Here is an 18,160-nt window from a genome sequence, read left to right as displayed (position 1 = left end):
GCGCCGGCGGGCCGCTGCCGCCGCGGGCCGGGGCTCGGCGCCCGGCGGACGGACGCTGCACGCCCCGGTTCCGGCACCCCGCGGAGCAGACGCACGCGCCGAGGTCTCAGCTCCAGCGCCCGGTGCGGCCCATCAGCAGGGCTGCCGCGGCCGTCCCCGCGGTCGAGGTGCGCAGCACGCTCGGTCCGAGCCGGTACGGGGGTGCTCCCGCCTCGGCGAAGGCGGCGAGCTCCTGGGGGGCGACCCCGCCCTCGGGGCCCACGACCAGCACGATCGTTCCGGTGGCGGGCAGTTCGGCGGTGGCCAGCGGTTCGCTTCCGCTCTCCCTGTCCTCGTGCAGGACGCCCGCGAAGTCCGCGCCCGCCAGCAGGGCGGCGACCTGCTTGGTCGTCATGGCGTCCGCCACCTCGGGGAAGCGCACCCGGCGCGACTGCTTCCCGGCCTCGCGCGCGGTGCTGCGCCACTTGGCCAGGGACTTGAGCCCCCGGTCGCCCTTCCACTGCGTGATGCAGCGGGCCGCCTGCCAGGGCACGATCGCGTCGACGCCCGTCTCGGTCATCGTCTCCACGGCGAGTTCGCCCCGGTCGCCCTTGGGCAGCGCCTGGACGACGGTGACGAAGGGCGTGTGCACGGGCTCCTCGTGCACCGTCTCCAGGCCCGTGACGACGAGCCGGTCCTTGCCCTCGGCCGCGCGTACGACGCCTTCGGCCCAGCGCCCCCGGCCGTCGGTGAGGACGACGTCCTCACCGGGGTTCAGCCGCTTCACGGACACGGCGTGGCGCCCTTCGGGGCCGTCCAGGACGAACTCCGGCCCGCCGGGCAGGTGTTCGACGACGAAGACCGGTGCCGTCACTGGGCACTCCTCCCACTCACTGCCGCACACGCGGCTTCCGTTTCTGCGGCGAGCAGTCCCACGAGTTCCCCTGCGGGCAGCTCGCGTGCCAGCCGGTGCCCCTGGCCCGCCCACAGGGCCATACCTTGGGCGTCCCCCGCCTTGGCCGCGGCCCGCCTCAGTCCGCCGGTGACCTGGTGCACCTGCGGGTAGGCGGCCGGCGCGTACGGCCCGTGCTCCCGGACGAACCGGTTGACCAGCCCGCGCGCGGGCCGCCCGGAGAACGCCCGGGTCAGGGTCGTGGTCACGAACAGCGGGTTGGTCAGGGCCTGCTTGTGCAGCGGGTGCGCGCCGGATTCGGGGGTGGCGAGGAAGGCGGTACCGAGCTGCGCCGCGTCGGCTCCGGCCGCCAGGACCGCCGCGATCTGGGACCCGCGCATCAGGCCGCCGGTGGCGATGACCGGCAGCCGCACGGACTCGCGGACCTCCGCGATCAGCGCGAGCAGTCCGGTGCCGGAGAGTCCGCCCTGCGGGTCGTCGCGGTGGGTGGACTGGTGACCGCCCGCCTCGACGCCCTGCACGCAGAGGGCGTCGGCGCCCGCCCACTGGGCGTTCCGTGCCTCCTGGGCCGAGGTGACCGTGACGACGGTGTGCGTGCCGACGGCGGCGAACGCGTCGAGGACCTCGCGGGAAGGGCAGCCGAAGGTGAAGGAGACCAGGGGGACGGGGTCCTCCAGCAGGATCGCGACCTTGGCCTCGAAACCGTCGTCCCCGTCGGCGTCCGGTTCGCCGAGGGGGGTCTCGTACCAGGAGGCCTCCCCGGCCAGCTGGTCACGGTAGACCTCGACGGCGCTGAAATCGGCGACCGGCGGCTGCGGCATGAAGAGGTTCACACCGAAGGGCTGCGGCGTCATCCGCCTCAGCTGCTCGATCTCGTTGTACATCCCGTCCGCCGTCTTGTAGCCGGCAGCGAGGAAGCCGAGCCCTCCGGCCTCGGCGACCGCGGCGGCCAGCTCGGGGCGCGAGACCCCGCCCGCCATCGGGGCCTGCACGATCGGGTAGCGGGAGAGATCGGTCAGCGCCAAGGACATGACCGCATCGTGCCACGTCCCGCGGACCGTGCCGAATCAGCCCTTTCCCCCTGCCCGGGCAGGGCGCCGCACCCACGGGGACGGCCCTGGCCGTGCCACGCACGGCACCGCCCGCCGGAACGGGCCGGCGGGCGGTGCGGTGGGTGTCGAGCGGTGCGCCGACCCGGCTCAGCGGCCGTTGAACGCGTCCTTCAGACGGGAGAAGAGTCCCTGCTGTCCCGGCTGGAACTGGCCGGTGGGCCGCTCCTCGCCGCGCAGCTTCGCCAGCTCCCGCAGGAGGCGCTCCTGCTCGGGGTCCATCTTCGTCGGGGTCATGACCTCGACGTGCACGATGAGGTCACCGCGCCCGCCGCCCCGCAGGTGCGTGATCCCGCGCCCGTGCAGGGGCACCGACTGGCCGGACTGGGTGCCGGGCCTGATGTCGATCTCCTCCAGGCCGTCCAGCGTCTCCAGCGGCACCTGGGTGCCGAGGGCCGCCGCCGTCATGGGGATGGTGACCGTGCAGTGCAGGTCGTCGCCCCGCCGCTGGAACACCGGGTGCGCCAGCTCGTGGATCTCGACGTACAGGTCGCCGGCGGGGCCGCCGCCGGGGCCGACCTCGCCCTCCCCCGCGAGCTGGATCCGGGTGCCGTTGTCGACACCGGCCGGGATCTTCACGGTGAGGGTGCGCCGCGAGCGGATCCGGCCGTCGCCCGCGCACTCGGGGCACGGGGTCGGCACGACCGTACCGAAGCCCTGACACTGCGGGCAGGGCCGCGAGGTCATGACCTGGCCGAGGAAGGACCTGGTGACCTGGGAGACCTCGCCACGGCCGCGGCACATGTCACAGGTCTGCGCGGAGGTACCGGGTGCGGCCCCCTCGCCACTGCACGTCGTACAGACGACCGCGGTGTCGACCTGGATGTCCTTGGTCGTGCCGAAGGCCGCCTCGTTGAGGTCGATCTCCAGCCGGATCATGGCGTCCTGGCCGCGCCGGGTCCGCGAACGGGGCCCGCGCTGGGCGGCGTTGCCGAAGAACGCGTCCATGATGTCGCTGAAGTTGCCGAAGCCGCCGGCACCGAAGCCACCGGCTCCGCCACCGCCGCCCGAGGCCGACAGCGGGTCGCCGCCGAGGTCGTAGACCTGCTTCTTCTGCGGGTCCGACAGCACCTCGTAAGCGGCGTTGATCTCCTTGAACCGCTCCTGGGTCTTGGGATCCGGGTTGACATCCGGGTGCAGCTCGCGGGCGAGCCTGCGGAATGCCTTCTTGATCTCGTCCTGAGATGCGTCGCGGCGCACGCCGAGTACGGCGTAGTAGTCCGTGGCCACTTACGACTCCGCCAGGATCTGTCCGACGTAACGTGCCACTGCGCGTACCGCTCCCATCGTTCCGGGGTAGTCCATGCGGGTCGGTCCGACCACGCCGAGTTTGGCGACTGCCTCGTCGCCCGAACCGTAGCCGACCGCGACGACGGACGTGGCGTTGAGGCCCTCGTGGGCGTTCTCGTGCCCGATCCGTACGGTCATGCCCGAATCCGTTGCCTCACCGAGCAGCTTCAGCAGGACGACCTGCTCCTCCAATGCCTCCAGCACCGGCCGGATCATCACAGGGAAGTCGTGCCCGAAGCGGGTGAGGTTGGAGGTGCCGCCGATGATCAGCCGCTCCTCCGTCTCTTCGACCAGTGTCTCCAGGAGGACGGAGAGCACCGTGGAGACGGTTCCCCGGTCCTCGCTCTCGAAAGACTCCGGCAGGTCCTGCACCAGCCGCGGGACGTCCGCGAAGCGTCGTCCGACGACCCGGCTGTTGAGCCGGGCCCGCAGATCCGCCAGAGACGTGTCACCGAACGGTGCAGGGCAGTCGATCATACGCTGTTCGACCCGGCCCGTGTCCGTGATCAGCACGAGCATCAGCCGCGCGGGGGCCAGGGACAGCAGTTCCACGTGCCGCACCGTGGAACGGGTCAGCGAGGGGTACTGCACGACGGCGACCTGTCTGGTCAGCTGCGCGAGCAGCCGGACCGTGCGGCCCACGACGTCGTCGAGGTCGACCGCGCCGTCGAGGAAGTTCTGGATGGCACGGCGCTCCGGCGACGACAGGGGCTTGACGCCCGCGAGCTTGTCGACGAAGAGCCGGTACCCCTTGTCCGTCGGAATGCGCCCGGCGCTGGTGTGCGGCTGGGCGATGAAGCCCTCGTCCTCCAGCACCGCCATGTCGTTACGGACGGTGGCCGGGGAGACCCCGAGGCTGTGCCGCTCCGTGAGTGCCTTGGAGCCGACGGGCTCCTCGGTGCCGACATAGTCCTGCACGATCGCGCGCAGCACTTCGAGTCTGCGTTCGCTGAGCACCGCGCACACCTCCAGCTGTGGTTCTCCGGCGTCTGCCTGGCACTCTGTGCGTTCGAGTGCCAGCGATCCCCCCGGTCAGTGTACGGGGGCAGGGTGGGCCGGGGGCAAGGGCGACCGGCCACGCTGTCACGCGACGGCGCAGGTCGTTGCCGATAGCGTCGTCGTATGGACGTCGCTTGGGAAGAGTTCGGCTGGGAGCGGTTGGGCAACGGCACGGGGCGGCGGCGCCTTCCCGTCTGGGACGCGACCGCCGCGCTGGTGGCCGGGGAGGACGGTGTGCTGCTCTACGACACCGGTTCGACGCTCCGCGAGGGGGTAGAGCTGCGGAGTCAGGCGGAGGGTCTGCTGGGCCGGAGGGTGACGCATATCGCACTCAGCCACCCGCACTTCGACCATGTGCTGGGCACCGCCGCCTTCGCGGGGGCGGAGGTCTACGGCGCGGTCGGCACGGCCGCGCTGCTGGAGCGGAGCGCCGGGGAACTGCGGGCGGACGCGGTGCGGCACGGGATGAGCGAGGCGGACGCCACGGCGGCCACGGACGCCCTGGTGGCGCCTCGGCACCAGGTGAGCGGCGAGTGGACCCTCGATCTGGGCGGCGGTCTCCAGGTGCTGCTGGCCAACGTGGGCCCGGGCCACAGCGGGCACGACCTCGCGGTGCTGGTGCCGGGCTCCCCCGTGGTGGTGCTCTGCGGCGATCTGGTCGAGGAGTCCGGCGAGCCGCAGGCGGGTCCGGACGCGGTCCCCTCGCACTGGCCGTCCGCGCTGGACCGGCTGCTGGAGCTGGGCGGCGAGGAGGCCCTGTACGTGCCGGGCCACGGGGCCGTGGTGGACGCCGCGTTCGTACGGGCGCAACGCGATCAACTGGCCGCGCGCTTCGGCGTGTCGTGAAAGCGGCCCCGATTATCGTGCTGCCATGCGCAGCTACCAGCCGGACCTGACTCCGCCGTGGAAGAAGTCCGCCCCCGCCCCCGAGGTGCCCGCCGAGCCCGACCTGGTCGTCGAGGAGGCCGTCACCGGCTTCTGCGGGGCGGTCATCCGGTGCGAGAAGACGGCCGAGGGCCCGACGGTGACGCTGGAGGACCGCTTCGGCAAGCACCGGGTGTTCCCCATGACGCCGCGCGGCTTCCTGCTGGAGGGCAAGGTGGTCACCCTCGTGCGCCCGTCGGCGGGCGGGCCCGCCCGTCCCTCCCGTACGGCGTCGGGCTCGGTGGCCGTCCCCGGGGCGCGGGCGCGGGTGGCGCGGGCGGGACGGATCTACGTGGAGGGCCGGCACGACGCCGAGCTCGTCGAGCGGGTCTGGGGCGACGATCTGCGGATCGAGGGCGTGGTGGTGGAGTACCTGGAGGGGATCGACGACCTTCCGTCGATCGTGCGGGAGTTCGCGCCGGGCCCGGACGCCCGGCTCGGGGTCCTCGTCGACCACCTGGTGCCCGGGTCCAAGGAGTCCCGGATCGCCGCCCAGGTCACGGACGCGCACGTGCTGGTGGTGGGGCATCCGTACATCGACGTCTGGGAGGCGGTGAAGCCCGCGTCGGTGGGCATCCCCGTCTGGCCGGTGGTACCGCGCGGTCAGGACTGGAAGACGGGTGTCTGCCGTGCGCTGGGCTGGCCGGAGAACACCGGCGCCGCCTGGCAGCACATCCTGTCCCGGGTCTCGTCCTACAAGGACCTCGAACCGCAGCTGCTGGGCCGGGTCGAGGAGCTGATCGACTTCGTCACGCTGCCCGGCTGACGGCCCGGCCTGTCCGCTGTCCGGCAGATCACCCGTCCCGGGGCCCGACCGCCCTGCCGAAGGCCCCGGGAGAGCCGTGTGCGGCTCGCGGAGGGGGCGCTCGGCCCCCGGCTCAGTCCACCAGGTCGCGGACCACGGCGTCGGCCAGCAGGCGGCCCCTCAGGGTGAGGACCGCGCGCCCCTCCCCGTAGGGCCCGGGTTCCAGCAGGCCGTCCGCCACGGCGCGTCCCGCCGCCGCCGCCCCGGCGGGGGCGAGCAGCGACAGCGGGCAGCCCTCGACGAGCCGCAGCTCCAGCAGGATGCGCTCGACCCGCCTGTCCTCGTCCGCGAGGATCTCGCGGCCGGCGCCGGGCGAGCGCCCCTCGGCCAGGGCCTGGGCGTACGCCCCGGGGTGCTTCACGTTCCACCAGCGCACGCCCCCGACGTGGCTGTGCGCCCCCGGTCCGGCGCCCCACCAGTCGGCCCCGCGCCAGTACAGCTCGTTGTGCAGGCAGCGGCCCTCGGGCGTACGGGACCAGTTCGACACCTCGTACCAGGAGAAGCCCGCCGCCGCCATGGCCTCGTCGGCGATCAGATACCGGTCGGCGTGGACGTCGTCGTCCGTCATCGGGACCTCACCGCGCCGGATGCGCCGGGCGAGCTGGGTCCCCTCCTCGACGATCAGCGCGTACGCCGACACGTGGTCGGGCCCGGCACCGATCGCGGCGTCGAGGGAGGCCCGCCAGTCGTCGTCGGACTCGCCGGGCGTGCCGTAGATCAGGTCGAGGTTGACGTGCTCGAAGCCCGCCGCGCGGGCCTCGGCGACACAGGCCTCCGGCCGGCCCGGGGTGTGGGTGCGGTCGAGGATCTTCAGGACGTGCTGCCGGGCACTCTGCATGCCGAAGGAGACCCGGTTGAAGCCGCCCTCCCGCAGGGAGGCCAGGTACGCCGGGTCCACGGATTCCGGGTTGGCCTCCGTGGTGATCTCGGCGTCCGGCGCCAGCCCGAACTCCTCACGGATCGCCGCGAGCATCCGCACGAGGTCCGCGGCGGGGAGCAGGGTCGGCGTACCGCCTCCGACGAAGACCGTACGGACCGGCCGGGGATCGTCACCGAGGACCTTGCGGGCCTGGCGGACCTCCTGGACCAGGTGGGCGGCGTAGTTGTCCCGGGAGGCCAGGGCGCCGCCCGATCCGCGCAGCTCGGTCGCGGTGTACGTGTTGAAGTCGCAGTAGCCGCAGCGGGTGGCGCAGTAGGGCACGTGCAGGTAGAAGCCGAGCGGCCGGTCGGCGGCGCCTTCCAGGGCGTGGCGGGGCAGCGCCCCGTCGTCGGGCACGGCTTCACCATCGGGCAGTACGGAAGGCATACCGTCCATTGTCGCTCGCCGCCGGAGCTGCCCCGGACCACCTCGTCGCGGCCCCGGGGCCTCGCCGCGCCTCAGTCGACCTGGAGCACGAGCATGGCCAGGTCGTCGTCGGGCGGGCGCTCGGCGAAGGTGTGGACGGCTCTCTTGATCCGCTCGGCTATTCCGGCGGCCGGCAGCCCCGCGCATGCGGCGAGGGCCCGTGCGAGACCGTCCCCGTCGTCGAACATCAGCCGCCCCGAGCGCCGCTCCGTCACCCCGTCGGTGACGCAGAGGAGGCTGTCCCCGGGCTCCAGGACGAAGCTCTGGCTCTCGTACGCCACGTCGTCGACGACCCCCAGGAGCACCTGCGGCTCGGCGGCGGGCCGTACGGAGCCGTCGGGGCGCAGCAGCAGCGGGAGCGGGTGGCCCGCGCTCGCCACGGTGCAGCGCACCCCGCCGCCGGGGAGCGGCACGAGGTCGCCGTACAGCAGGGAGAGGAAACGGGACTGGGAGCCGTCCTGGATCTGCCCGTCGCCCTGGATCTGCTGACCGCCCGCGGCGGCGACCATGAGCGCGGCGGCTTCCGCGGCCTCCATGGCGTCGTCCAGGAGGAGCCGGTTGAGCCGGTCGAGGACCTCCCCGACGCGGAATCCCTCCCGGGACAGCAGCCGCAGCCAGGGGCGGGCCAGACCGGTGACCACGGCGGCTTCGGGACCGCTGCCCTGTACGTCGCCGAGCACGAAGCACCAGCGTCCGCCGGGGCAGGGGAAGAGGTCGTAGAAGTCACCGCCGACGACCCCGTCGTCCCCGGGCTCGTACACCAGGGCGCTCGTGACCCCGGGTATGTCGGCGACCTTGCTGGGGAGCAGGCCGCGCTGGAGGATGCGGCTGATGGTGGCCTGCCGGGTGTAGGCGCGCGCGGCGCCCACGGCGAGACCGACCCTGCGGACGAAGTCCGCCAGGAGCGCGGCGACCTCGTCGGGGATGTGGTCGGCGCCCTCGCGGCCCACCAGAACCGCGCCGAGCGTGCGCCCGCCCGAGACGATGCGGTGGGCCAGGGCGGCACCGGGCCCCTTGCCGCGTTCCGCCGCTTCGGGCCACGGCAGCGGCACGGGCCCCGTGCCGACGCTCCCGGGTAAGCGGAGCGGTTCCTTCTCCAGCGCCGGGCGCAGCAGCTCGGCCCGTCGCTCGTCCCGGTGCCAGACGCCGGCGAGCCGGGGGACGGCCGCCGGGCCGCCCGCTTCGCTCTCCAGCCATATCGCGCACCAGTCGGCGAGCCGGGGCACCAGGAGCGGGCCCGCGGTCGAGGCGACGAGATCCTCGTCGAGCTGGCCGGCGAGCAGGCCGGACGCCTCGGCCAGGAAGGAGAGCCCGCCGCCCCCGGCCCAGCCGGCGTCGTCGCGCCCGGCGGGCCCGGCCGCGGGAGCGGGGATCCGGCCGTCGGGCAGGGCGCGCCTGCGCGGGGACTCCTCGGCCCGCGTGGCGTCGGGCAGTCCGTACCGGTCGTCGCCGGGAAGACGGGCCCAGACAGTCTTGAGGCCGGTGCGGTAGGTGATGCCCCAGGATTCGGCGAGCGTGGCGACGAGTTGCAGCCCCCGGCCGTACTCCGCGGGGTCGGGCCGCTCGGCGCGGCTGTCGCGCACCGACCGGGCGGGGTGGTGGTCGGTGATCTCCAGCACCAGCGCGGCCGGCTCGGGACCGGCCGAGTCCTCCAGCCTGAGAAGCAGTTCCACCGTCGTACCGGCGTGCACGACCGCGTTGGTGACCAGCTCGCTGGCCACGGTCAGCGCGTCGTCGGTCAGCCGCTCGCCGAATTCACCGGCGCTGGGCAGGCCGAGGCCGGTCCAGTCGGCGAGCGCGGCACGGACGAATTTGCGGGCCGCGGACGAGGCCTGCGGAATGCCCGGCAGGCTCGTGCGGGCGACGGGACGCGTGCCGTCGCCCTGACCGGCGACGACGGTGCCGGGACGGTGAACGATGTCCCGCTGCAAGGGAATGGGCCCCACAGTGCGGCTCCTGACGGTCTCGCGAAATGCCGCTGACGTTCTACGACAGAGTGACAGACCGGGCGCGCCCATAAGCACCGAGTGACGGAAGTGGCCGGACGAGCCGTAAGGAAACGCGCGGGGCCGGCGGTCGCTTCCGCGTCCGCCGGCCCCGCTCCCGCACAGCTCCGGGGGGTTACGCCTCCCGGGCGCCCGCGTACATGTCGTCGATCAGGTCCTTGTACTCCCGCTCGACGACCGGCCGCTTGAGCTTGAGGCTGGGGGTCAGCTCCCCGTGCTCGATGTCGAGGTCGCGCGGGAGCAGCCGGAACTTCCTGATGGCCTGCCAGCGCTGGAGACCCTCGTTGAGCCGCTGCACATAGCCGTCGATGAGCTCCACGGCCTGCGGCGAGGCCACCACGTCGGCGTAGGGCTTGCCGCCGAGACCGTTCTCCTCGGCCCAGCCGAGGATGGTCGGCTCGTCGAGCGCGATGAGGGCGGTGCAGAAGTTCCGGTCCGCGCCGTGCACCAGGATGTTGGAGACGAAGGGGCACACCGCCTTGAACTGGCCCTCGACCTCGGCCGGGGCGATGTACTTGCCTCCGGACGTCTTGATCAGGTCCTTCTTGCGGTCGGTGATGCGCAGGTAGCCGTCCTGGGACAGCTCGCCGATGTCGCCGGTGTGGAACCAGCCGTCGGACTCCAGCACCTCCGCGGTCTTCTCGGGCAGCCGGTGGTAGCCCTCCATCAGGCCGGGGCCGCGCAGCAGGATCTCGCCGTCGTCCGCGATGCGGACCTCGGTGCCGGGGAGCGGCTTGCCGACGGTGCCGGTGCGGTACGCCTCGCCCGGGTTGACGAAGGAGGCGGCGCTGGACTCGGTGAGGCCGTAACCCTCCAGGATGTGGATGCCCGCGCCGGCGAAGAAGAGGCCGATGTCGGGGGCCAGGGCGGCGGACCCGGAGATGCAGGCGCGGAGCCGGCCTCCGAAGGCCTCGCGGATCTTCGCGTAGACGAGGGCGTCGGCGACCTTGTGCTTGGCGCCCAGGGCGAAGGGGACGGAGGCCTTGCCGGTGCGGCGGAAGTTGTCCTGCGAGACCTTCGCGTGCTCGCGGGCGACTCCTGCGGCCCACTGGAAGATCTTGTACTTGGCTCCGCCGCCGGCCCTCGCCTTGGCGGCGACCCCGTTGTAGACCTTCTCGAAGATGCGGGGGACGGCCGCCATGTAGGTCGGCTGGACCACCGGGAGGTTCTCGATGATCTTGTCGACACGTCCGTCGACGGCCGTGACGTGGCCGACCTCGATCTGGCCGGAGGTGAGCACCTTGCCGAAGACGTGGGCGAGCGGCAGCCAGAGGTACTGGACGTCGTCCGGGTTGATCATCCCGGTCGACACGGTCGCCTTGGCCATGTACGACCAGTTGTCGTGCGGCAGCCGTACGCCCTTGGGGCGACCCGTGGTGCCCGAGGTGTAGATCAGCGTGGCCAGCTGGTCCGCGGTGATGGCGGAGACCCGGTCGGTGATCGCGTCCGGGTTCTTCTCCAGGTACTCCGCGCCCTTGGCCTCCAGCTCGGCCAGGGTGAGCAGCCAGCCCTCGGGGTCGTCCTCGGCGGGCTCGACCCCGGCCGCGTCGATGACGACGACGTGTGCCAGCTCGGGCAGCTCCGACCGGCTCTCACGGGCCTTCGCCAGCTGGACGGCGTCCTCGGCGATCAACACACGGCTCTCGGAGTCGGCCAGGATGAAGGCGGACTCCTCGGTGTTCGTCGAGGGGTAGATCGTCGTGGTGGCGGCTCCCGCGCACATCACCCCGAGGTCGACCAGGATCCATTCGACACGGGTGGAGGAGGCCAGGGCGACCCGCTCCTCCGGCCGGACGCCGAGAGCGATCAGCCCGGCCGCGACGGCGTGGACCCGTTCGGCGGCCTGCGCCCAGGTCAGCGACTTCCACTCGTCCGGGCCCTGGCCCGACGCGGCCGGCACCGGGTAGCGATAGGCCTCACCGTCCGGGGTGGCCGCCACGCGGTCGATGAAGAGAGTCGCCACGGAGGGCGGTCGGCTATCGATCAAGGTCTGTGTGTCGCTCACGACGTCCTCCGGGCCTGCGGCATTGCTACGACCGGCTTCTTGGTGCTGCTGGTTCTTCCTGCTTCTCGTTCCCGCTCGGCCTGTCTTGTTTAACTGGCGAGTAACTAACGGGGTGGTGATCAGACTAAAGGGCCCGGGACCGTCGCGTAAGAGGCAACAGGCCGCCGCTTCATAACGAACCGGGCCCCCGCGTCACGGACATCCGCGACGCAGGGGCCAGTGGGGCTACTCCCGGGTACTCCCAGGCCGTACAGCCGGGTACACGCCGACGGCGAGACGGCGTACGCCCGGTACGCCGGGAGTGGTGCCCGGGCCCGGTGGAGCGTCCCGGCCGATGGCGCCCGGACGCTCCTCCGGCCGGCCGGGCCGGGGCCGCTCCGGCTCGCCTGGGGGCAGGGGTTACTTCTTGGCCTTGCCCTCGCCCGCCGACTCGTCGGTCGACAGTACGGAGATGAACGCGTCCTGCGGCACCTCCACGTTGCCGACCATCTTCATCCGCTTCTTGCCTTCCTTCTGCTTCTCCAGCAGCTTCCGCTTACGGGAGATGTCACCGCCGTAGCACTTGGCGAGGACGTCCTTGCGAATGGCGCGGACGGTCTCACGCGCGATGACCCGGGAGCCGATGGCCGCCTGGATCGGCACCTCGAAGTTCTGCCGGGGGATGAGCTTCTGGAGCTTGGCCACGAGCCGGACACCGTAGGCGTACGCCTTGTCCTTGTGCGTGACCGCGGAGAAGGCGTCGACCTTGTCGCCGTGCAGCAGGATGTCGACCTTGACGAGCTGGGCGGACTGCTCACCCGTGGGCTCGTAGTCCAGGGAGGCGTAGCCGCGCGTCTTGGACTTCAGCTGGTCGAAGAAGTCGAAGACGATCTCGGCGAGCGGCAGGGTGTAGCGGATCTCGACCCGGTCCTCGGAGAGGTAGTCCATGCCGATCAGGGTGCCGCGCCGGTTCTGGCAGAGCTCCATGATCGCGCCGATGAACTCGCTGGGCGCGAGGACCGTGGCCCGGACGACCGGCTCGTGCACCTTGTCGATCTTGCCCTCGGGGAACTCGCTCGGGTTGGTGACGATGTGCTCCGAGCCGTCCTCCATCTCCACGCGGTAGACCACGTTGGGGGCGGTGGCGATCAGCTCCAGGCCGAACTCGCGCTCCAGGCGCTCACGGATCACGTCGAGGTGCAGCAGGCCGAGGAAGCCGACGCGGAAACCGAAGCCGAGCGCGGCGGAGGTCTCCGGCTCGTACACCAGGGCGGCGTCGTTGAGCTGGAGCTTGTCCAGGGCCTCGCGCAGGTCCGGGTAGTCGGACCCGTCCAGGGGGTAGAGCCCCGAGAACACCATCGGCTTCGGGTCCTTGTACCCGCCCAGCGCCTCGGTCGCCCCCTTGTTCAGGGAGGTGATGGTGTCACCGACCTTGGACTGCCGGACGTCCTTCACACCCGTGATGATGTAGCCGACCTCGCCCACGCCGATGCCGTCGGCCGGGGTCATCTCCGGGGAGGAGACACCGATCTCCAGCAGCTCGTGGGTGGCGCCCGTCGACATCATCTTGATGCGCTCACGCTTGTTGAGCTGACCATCCACGACCCTGACGTAGGTGACGACACCACGGTAGGCGTCGTAGACCGAGTCGAAGATCATCGCGCGGGCGGGGGCGTCCGCCTGGCCGACCGGAGCCGGGACGTCCCGCACGACGCGGTCGAGCAGCGCGTCGACGCCGACACCGGTCTTCGCGGAGACCTTGAGCACGTCCTCGGGCTGGCAGCCGATGAGGTTGGCGAGCTCCTCGGAGAACTTCTCGGGCTGGGCGGCAGGCAGGTCGATCTTGTTGAGCACCGGGACGATGGTGAGGTCGTTCTCCATCGCCAGGTAGAGGTTGGCCAGCGTCTGCGCCTCGATGCCCTGAGCGGCGTCGACCAGGAGGACGGTGCCCTCGCACGCGGCCAGCGAGCGGGAGACCTCGTAGGTGAAGTCCACGTGGCCCGGGGTGTCGATCATGTTGAGGATGTGGGTCGCGCCCTTGTCCTCACCCTCGGTGGGCGCCCACGGCAGTCGGACCGCCTGGGACTTGATGGTGATGCCGCGCTCGCGCTCGATGTCCATCCGGTCGAGATACTGGGCGCGCATCTGCCGCTGGTCGACCACTCCCGTCAGCTGGAGCATCCGGTCGGCAAGGGTCGACTTGCCGTGGTCGATGTGCGCGATGATGCAGAAGTTGCGGATCAGCGCCGGGTCGGTACGGCTCGGCTCGGGCACGTTGGTAGGAGTCGCGGGCACGCAGGGTCCTGATTCTTGAGACGCCGGACGCCGTGTCTCGGGTCGATGTCGGGTCGGACGGATCGATACGTAGCCTCCATGGTCCCACGCCTGCGGGACCGGGACCGGTTTGGGCCGGTCCGAGGGTGACTGCTACCGTGGGCAGCTGTGCCTCGTGGCCCTCAGAAGCGGCGTGGCGCACATAGAAGATCCAACGAACCTGAAAAGGCTCTTTCGTGGCGAACATCAAGTCCCAGATCAAGCGGAACAAGACGAACGAGAAGGCGCGCCTGCGCAACAAGGCCGTCAAGTCCTCGCTCAAGACCTCGATCCGCAAGGCCCGTGAGGCTGCCGCTGCCGGTGACGTCGAGAAGGCCACTGTGGCCGTCCGTGACGCGTCGCGCCAGCTCGACAAGGCTGTCTCGAAGGGTGTCATCCACAAGAACGCCGCCGCCAACAAGAAGTCGGCGCTGGCGCTCAAGGTTGCCGCCCTCCAGGGCTGAGCTACTGATGTGATCGCCGGGACGGATTCAGCGGGCCCTCTCTCCCGCCCCTGACCGGCACCCCGCGCCGCACACCGAACCTGCGTTCGCCACGCGGGTGCGGCGCACCACGTTGTGAACCGAAGGCCCCGGCCGACGTCCTCCCCAGGACGACGGCCGGGGCCTTCGGCATGGGGCCTCGGAGGTGGGGCTGCCTGGGCGCGGCTGGCCCTGGTCGTGGGGGGCGGGGCTGGCCGGGAGTGCGGGGCAGCCAGCAGCTCTCGGCGGCGCTGGGCCGTCAGGGACCGGCGGGGCCGGGCCGGGACCGGCGGGGCCGGGCCGGGCTGGGTTGGGTTGGGGAGGGTGCCGGGTCAGTGGCCTCGGTTCCTGGTGGGGAAGCCGATCCGGGACCCGACGGAGCGCGGCGCGCGCCTCTGCGGGTCGGGGGTGGGCCCTCGGCCTCCGGAGCCTGAGGTGCGACCACAGCGGCCGGGTCGGTCAGCGGCCACCCGAACGTGCCGCGCGGGCTACCGCGACCACGGCCTTCTCCAAGGCGTACTCAGGGTCGTCCCCACCGCCCTTGACGCCGGCGTCGGCCGCCGCGACCGCCAGCAGCGCCGCCGCCACTCCGTCCGGCGTCCACCCGCGCATCTGCTGCCGTACCCGGTCGATCTTCCAGGGCGGCATGCCCAGCTCACGGGCGAGGTCCGCAGGCCGTCCACCACGGGCCGAGGAGAGCTTGCCGATCGCACGGACACCCTGGGCGAGGGCACTGGTGATCAGGACCGGGGCCACACCGGTGGAGAGCGACCACCGCAGCGCCTCCAGCGCCTCCGCCGCCCGGCCCTCCACCGCACGGTCGGCCACGGTGAAGGAGGATGCCTCGGCGCGGCCCGTGTAATAGCGGCCGACGACCGCTTCGTCGATGGTGCCCTCGACGTCCGCGACCAACTGCGAGACAGCACTCGCCAGCTCCCGCAGGTCGCTGCCGATGGCGTCCACCAGGGCCTGGCACGCCTCGGGGGTCGCCGAGCGCCCCAGCGCCCGGAACTCCGACCGCACGAAGGACAGCCGCTCGGCCGGTTTGGTCGTCTTGGGACACGCCACCTCCCGCGCCCCGGCCTTCCGCGCCGCGTCCAGCAGCCCCTTGCCCTTGGCTCCACCCGCGTGCAGGAGTACGAGAGTGATCTCCTCGGCCGGGGCGCCGATGTACGCCTTCACGTCCTTGACCGTGTCGGCGGAGAGGTCGTGGGCGTTGCGAACGATCACCACCTTGCGCTCGGCGAAGAGCGAGGGGCTCGTCAGCTCGGCGAGCGTGCCCGGCTGCAACTGGTCCGGAGTGAGGTCGCGGACGTCCGTGTCGGCGTCCGAGGCACGGGCCGCCGCCACCACCTGCTGCACGGCGCGGTCCAGGAGCAGGTCTTCCTGGCCCACGGCGAGGGTGAGGGGGGCGAGCGGATCGTCGGTGGAATTGCGTCTGGTGGCCATCGCCGTCCAGCATCCCACGCCCCTGTGACAACCCTGCGGGGCCGCCGCCCGGACGTGTACCCGGCTCCGGGCATACCGGAGAATGACCGGGTGAGCGATGTGAGACATGTACTGGTGCTGCCCGACCGGGACGCCGCCGAGGAAGTCGCCGGGGAACTCGCCGACCGGTTCGGCGTCACCGAGGAGCCCCAGCTCGTACGGGACGCCCTGGCCGGGGAGGACGACGCCGAGGACGCACAGTGGCTGGTCGTGGTGGAGGACCCGGACACACGGCTGGACTCCGCGGCCCTCGACGCGTTCGCCGCGGAGTACGAGGGGTGGCTGGAGTCGCCCTGAGGCAAGGGCACCTGGCGCGAGGACTCTTGGGGCGAGGACCCCGGACCGCCCGACCGCACGGCCACGGTGAAGCGGGACACAGTCCCTCCACACACTGCCGCCCGCCGCGAGGCGGTGCTTGGCGGGAGTGGGGCAGAGCATGGCCGGTGCGGCGGGTGGGGTTCCGTCCTGACGGCGCCTGCGTGACCACCGCCCCCGCCTCGTGAGGCGGGAGGTGGTCGCGCGGGTGCGGGTGTCGTGGGACAGGGCCCGGTCGACGCCGGGACCCGGTCAGCCCTTGGGGACTATCTGGATGTCCATGTCGATCTTGATGCTGGGGCCGACGACCGCGATACCGCGCGCCAGCATCGTCTGCCAGGTGAGCGTGAAGTCCTCACGGTGCAGCTCGGTCGTCGCCCGGCAGGCGGCCCTGGTCTCCCCTTCGAGGCCGTTGCCCAGACCGAGGTACTGGGTGTCCAGCGTGACGGTCCGGCTCACACCGTGCAGGGTGAGCGCACCGGTGACGCCCCATCGGGTACCGCCCCGGTGGACGAAGCGGTCGCTGTAGAACTCGAGCGTCGGATACCGCTCGATGTCGAGGAAGTCGGCCGAGCGCAGATGATCGTCACGCATCTGGACGTTCGTGTCGATCGACGCGGCGTCGATGACGACGTGCATGGCGGAGTCCTCCATGCGGTCGGCGATCCGGACGGCCCCGGCGAAGGTGTTGAACCTGCCGTGGATACGGGCCATGCCGATGTGCCGTGCCGTGAAGCCGATCTGGGTGTGCGACGGCTCGATCTCCCAGTCCCCCGGGTCGGGGAGCTGCGGGGGCTGCGCCACCTGGAGGGACACGTCACCGAGACTCGCGTGGCCCCCCTCGGTCACGGTGACCGGGCCGTGGAACGGAGTGAAGCCCTCGGCCGTGACACCCACGCGGTAGTCGCCGGCGGGGACGGTCGCGACCAGGTTCCCGAAGGGGTCCGTCTCTCCACCGACGATCTTTCGGCCGGAGCTGTCGGTGACGACGAAGTCGGCCTGCTGGACCGGTTCGCTGACGGGGTCCAGGATCCGACAGCTCAGCATGCCTGCGGTGAGCGGTACCGGGAATCCGGCGAGGGCGTTGTTCTGAGCGGTGCCGGACTTCGCTCTGCTGCCTAGCCAACGGCCGAACATGTGCACGTACTCCCCAGGGGCGGATCTCACCTCGGACCCCTGACAGCTGGACGTCGTTGTCGGAGCAGCGGCCCGCCGACGAATACGCATTCGATCACCGTTGCGAGGTTCGAGGCAAACGCCGCAGCTCAGAGGGGGTTGTGCCGAGCTGTGCACGGCTGTGTGCAGGTACCACCGAACATCCGTATTGCCCTGTCTGCCACTGCCTCTGTCCAGCCTCCTCCCGCACCGCACCGGTCATACGCTCGTGATCACACCCCGCACGGAAGGCGACCGGGGCAGCACCATCCCGAAGTGGTCTCTGTACGCGGCGAGTACCTCGGCATCGGCACCGAGTTCCTTATCGTGCCGCTCGCCCCGCACCGTCGTGATCAGGGTGCGGTTCCGGAGCGTCACCCGGCCATCCTCGGTACGGCGTGAGCAGACGACGGAGCGGGTGAAATGGGAGTCCGGCGAGGTGCGGTGGTACCAGGCGCCGCCCCGGAAGTCGGCAAGGACGCGCGGGCGCAGATCCAGCCGGAACTGCCGCGAGTTGCCGCGCAGCAGATCGAGATCCCCTTGCGGAGCCTCCCTGAAGCGGAACCTGCCGCAGGGGTCCTCCTGTTCCGTGCGGACATCGAGGGCGAGCGGCCCCAGGGCGTGGTCGCCGAACCCCACGTCGGCGAGCCATGGGCCCGTGCCGTCCTCGGTCTCCACCCGTAGCGCGACGTGGTCGTACGGGATGCCGAGGCGACCGCCGTCGCCGAACACACGCGCTTGGAGCAGGGTGACGCGGAAGCCGAGCGCGCGCAGCAGTCCGGCGAAGGCGCCGTTCAGTTCGTAGCAGAAACCTCCCCTGTGATCGGTCACGATCTTGTCGATGAGCTTCTCCTCCTCCAGGACGATGTCCTGTCCCAGATGGATCGAGAGGTTCTCGAAGGGCACGGTCGTCAGGTGCCGCAGTTGCAGTTCGCGCAGTGCCTCCGCGTCAGCACGCGCGGGGCGGCCGGCGCCGATGTGTTCCAGATAGGCGTCCACCCAGGCCGGGGCGGATGTGGGGGTGGGCCGGGGCACGTCGTCGTCCATACCGGC

15 protein-coding genes are annotated in these 18,160 nt (G+C 71.7%); 4 read left to right on the top strand and 11 right to left on the bottom strand.

The window, feature by feature from the left end; translation table 11 throughout:
* Positions 1 to 106: 106 nt before the first annotated feature.
* From ACFY8O_RS08935 to hrcA, 4 genes are all read right to left on the bottom strand, one after another.
* On the bottom strand, positions 107 to 853 hold the full coding sequence (locus ACFY8O_RS08935; protein WP_387900188.1) for a 16S rRNA (uracil(1498)-N(3))-methyltransferase: 747 nt from the start codon (positions 851 to 853) through the stop codon (positions 107 to 109).
* A complete protein-coding gene (locus ACFY8O_RS08930) occupies positions 850 to 1,923 on the bottom strand; it encodes a nitronate monooxygenase (protein ID WP_387900186.1) in 1,074 nt (357 codons plus the stop codon). Before ACFY8O_RS08930 ends, ACFY8O_RS08935 begins: the two co-directional genes overlap by 4 nt.
* A 168-nt stretch (positions 1,924 to 2,091) precedes the next feature.
* Complete coding sequence (dnaJ, locus tag ACFY8O_RS08925; protein ID WP_145801599.1) at positions 2,092 to 3,231, bottom strand: molecular chaperone DnaJ; 1,140 nt, start codon at positions 3,229 to 3,231, stop codon at positions 2,092 to 2,094.
* Positions 3,232 to 4,248, bottom strand: coding sequence for a heat-inducible transcriptional repressor HrcA (gene hrcA, locus ACFY8O_RS08920; RefSeq protein WP_145801598.1), 1,017 nt, complete (start codon positions 4,246 to 4,248; stop codon positions 3,232 to 3,234). It abuts the gene before it with no gap.
* A gap of 165 nt (positions 4,249 to 4,413) precedes the next feature.
* On the opposite strand from hrcA, the gene ACFY8O_RS08915 reads away from it, so the two are divergent.
* Together ACFY8O_RS08915 and ACFY8O_RS08910 are read left to right on the top strand one after the other, a co-directional pair.
* Complete coding sequence (locus tag ACFY8O_RS08915) at positions 4,414 to 5,136, top strand: MBL fold metallo-hydrolase (RefSeq protein WP_387900184.1); 723 nt, start codon at positions 4,414 to 4,416, stop codon at positions 5,134 to 5,136.
* Positions 5,137 to 5,161: 25 nt separating this feature from the next.
* A complete protein-coding gene (locus ACFY8O_RS08910; protein WP_387900182.1) occupies positions 5,162 to 5,980 on the top strand; it encodes a DUF3097 domain-containing protein in 819 nt (272 codons plus the stop codon).
* A gap of 112 nt (positions 5,981 to 6,092) precedes the next feature.
* Here the strand turns inward: ACFY8O_RS08910 and hemW are convergent, their stop codons facing one another.
* The 4 genes from hemW to lepA all read right to left on the bottom strand — a co-directional run bounded on the left by hemW (position 6,093) and on the right by lepA (position 13,649).
* Positions 6,093 to 7,325, bottom strand: a complete 1,233-nt coding sequence (hemW, locus tag ACFY8O_RS08905; protein ID WP_387900180.1) for a radical SAM family heme chaperone HemW — start codon at positions 7,323 to 7,325, stop codon at positions 6,093 to 6,095.
* Positions 7,326 to 7,396: 71 nt separating this feature from the next.
* On the bottom strand, positions 7,397 to 9,310 hold the full coding sequence (locus ACFY8O_RS08900) for a SpoIIE family protein phosphatase (RefSeq protein ID WP_387900178.1): 1,914 nt from the start codon (positions 9,308 to 9,310) through the stop codon (positions 7,397 to 7,399).
* Positions 9,311 to 9,485: 175 nt separating this feature from the next.
* Positions 9,486 to 11,375, bottom strand: coding sequence for an AMP-dependent synthetase/ligase (locus ACFY8O_RS08895; RefSeq protein WP_145801592.1), 1,890 nt, complete (start codon positions 11,373 to 11,375; stop codon positions 9,486 to 9,488).
* A gap of 399 nt (positions 11,376 to 11,774) precedes the next feature.
* On the bottom strand, positions 11,775 to 13,649 hold the full coding sequence (gene lepA / locus ACFY8O_RS08890; protein ID WP_145801591.1) for a translation elongation factor 4: 1,875 nt from the start codon (positions 13,647 to 13,649) through the stop codon (positions 11,775 to 11,777).
* 215 nt (positions 13,650 to 13,864) lie between these two features.
* On the opposite strand from lepA, the gene rpsT reads away from it, so the two are divergent.
* Positions 13,865 to 14,131 (top strand): 30S ribosomal protein S20, encoded by a 267-nt coding sequence (gene rpsT, locus ACFY8O_RS08885; protein WP_014156344.1) that lies wholly within the window; start codon positions 13,865 to 13,867, stop codon positions 14,129 to 14,131.
* Between the two features lie 477 nt (positions 14,132 to 14,608).
* On the opposite strand, the gene holA is transcribed toward rpsT, so the two are convergent.
* Positions 14,609 to 15,598: a DNA polymerase III subunit delta gene (gene holA / locus ACFY8O_RS08880; RefSeq protein WP_387900175.1), complete on the bottom strand. Its 990-nt coding sequence runs from the start codon at positions 15,596 to 15,598 to the stop codon at positions 14,609 to 14,611.
* Between the two features lie 90 nt (positions 15,599 to 15,688).
* Between holA and ACFY8O_RS08875 the strand changes: the two genes are divergently transcribed.
* Positions 15,689 to 15,934, top strand: a complete 246-nt coding sequence (locus ACFY8O_RS08875; RefSeq protein WP_145801589.1) for a hypothetical protein — start codon at positions 15,689 to 15,691, stop codon at positions 15,932 to 15,934.
* 270 nt (positions 15,935 to 16,204) lie between these two features.
* Here the strand turns inward: ACFY8O_RS08875 and ACFY8O_RS08870 are convergent, their stop codons facing one another.
* Positions 16,205 to 17,089 carry a YceI family protein gene (locus ACFY8O_RS08870; protein WP_387901061.1) on the bottom strand — a complete coding sequence of 295 codons (885 nt, stop codon included), beginning with the start codon at positions 17,087 to 17,089 and terminating at the stop codon, positions 16,205 to 16,207.
* Between the two features lie 237 nt (positions 17,090 to 17,326).
* Complete coding sequence (locus ACFY8O_RS08865) at positions 17,327 to 18,154, bottom strand: arylamine N-acetyltransferase family protein (RefSeq protein WP_387900173.1); 828 nt, start codon at positions 18,152 to 18,154, stop codon at positions 17,327 to 17,329.
* Positions 18,155 to 18,160: the final 6 nt, after the last annotated feature.

The sequence above is a fragment of the Streptomyces argenteolus genome (assembly GCF_042902585.1).
GTDB classification, from domain to species: Bacteria; Actinomycetota; Actinomycetes; order Streptomycetales; family Streptomycetaceae; genus Streptomyces; species Streptomyces argenteolus.
The sequence above is the reverse complement of the archived record's forward strand: the minus strand, read 5'-3'. Positions and strand labels throughout refer to the sequence as shown.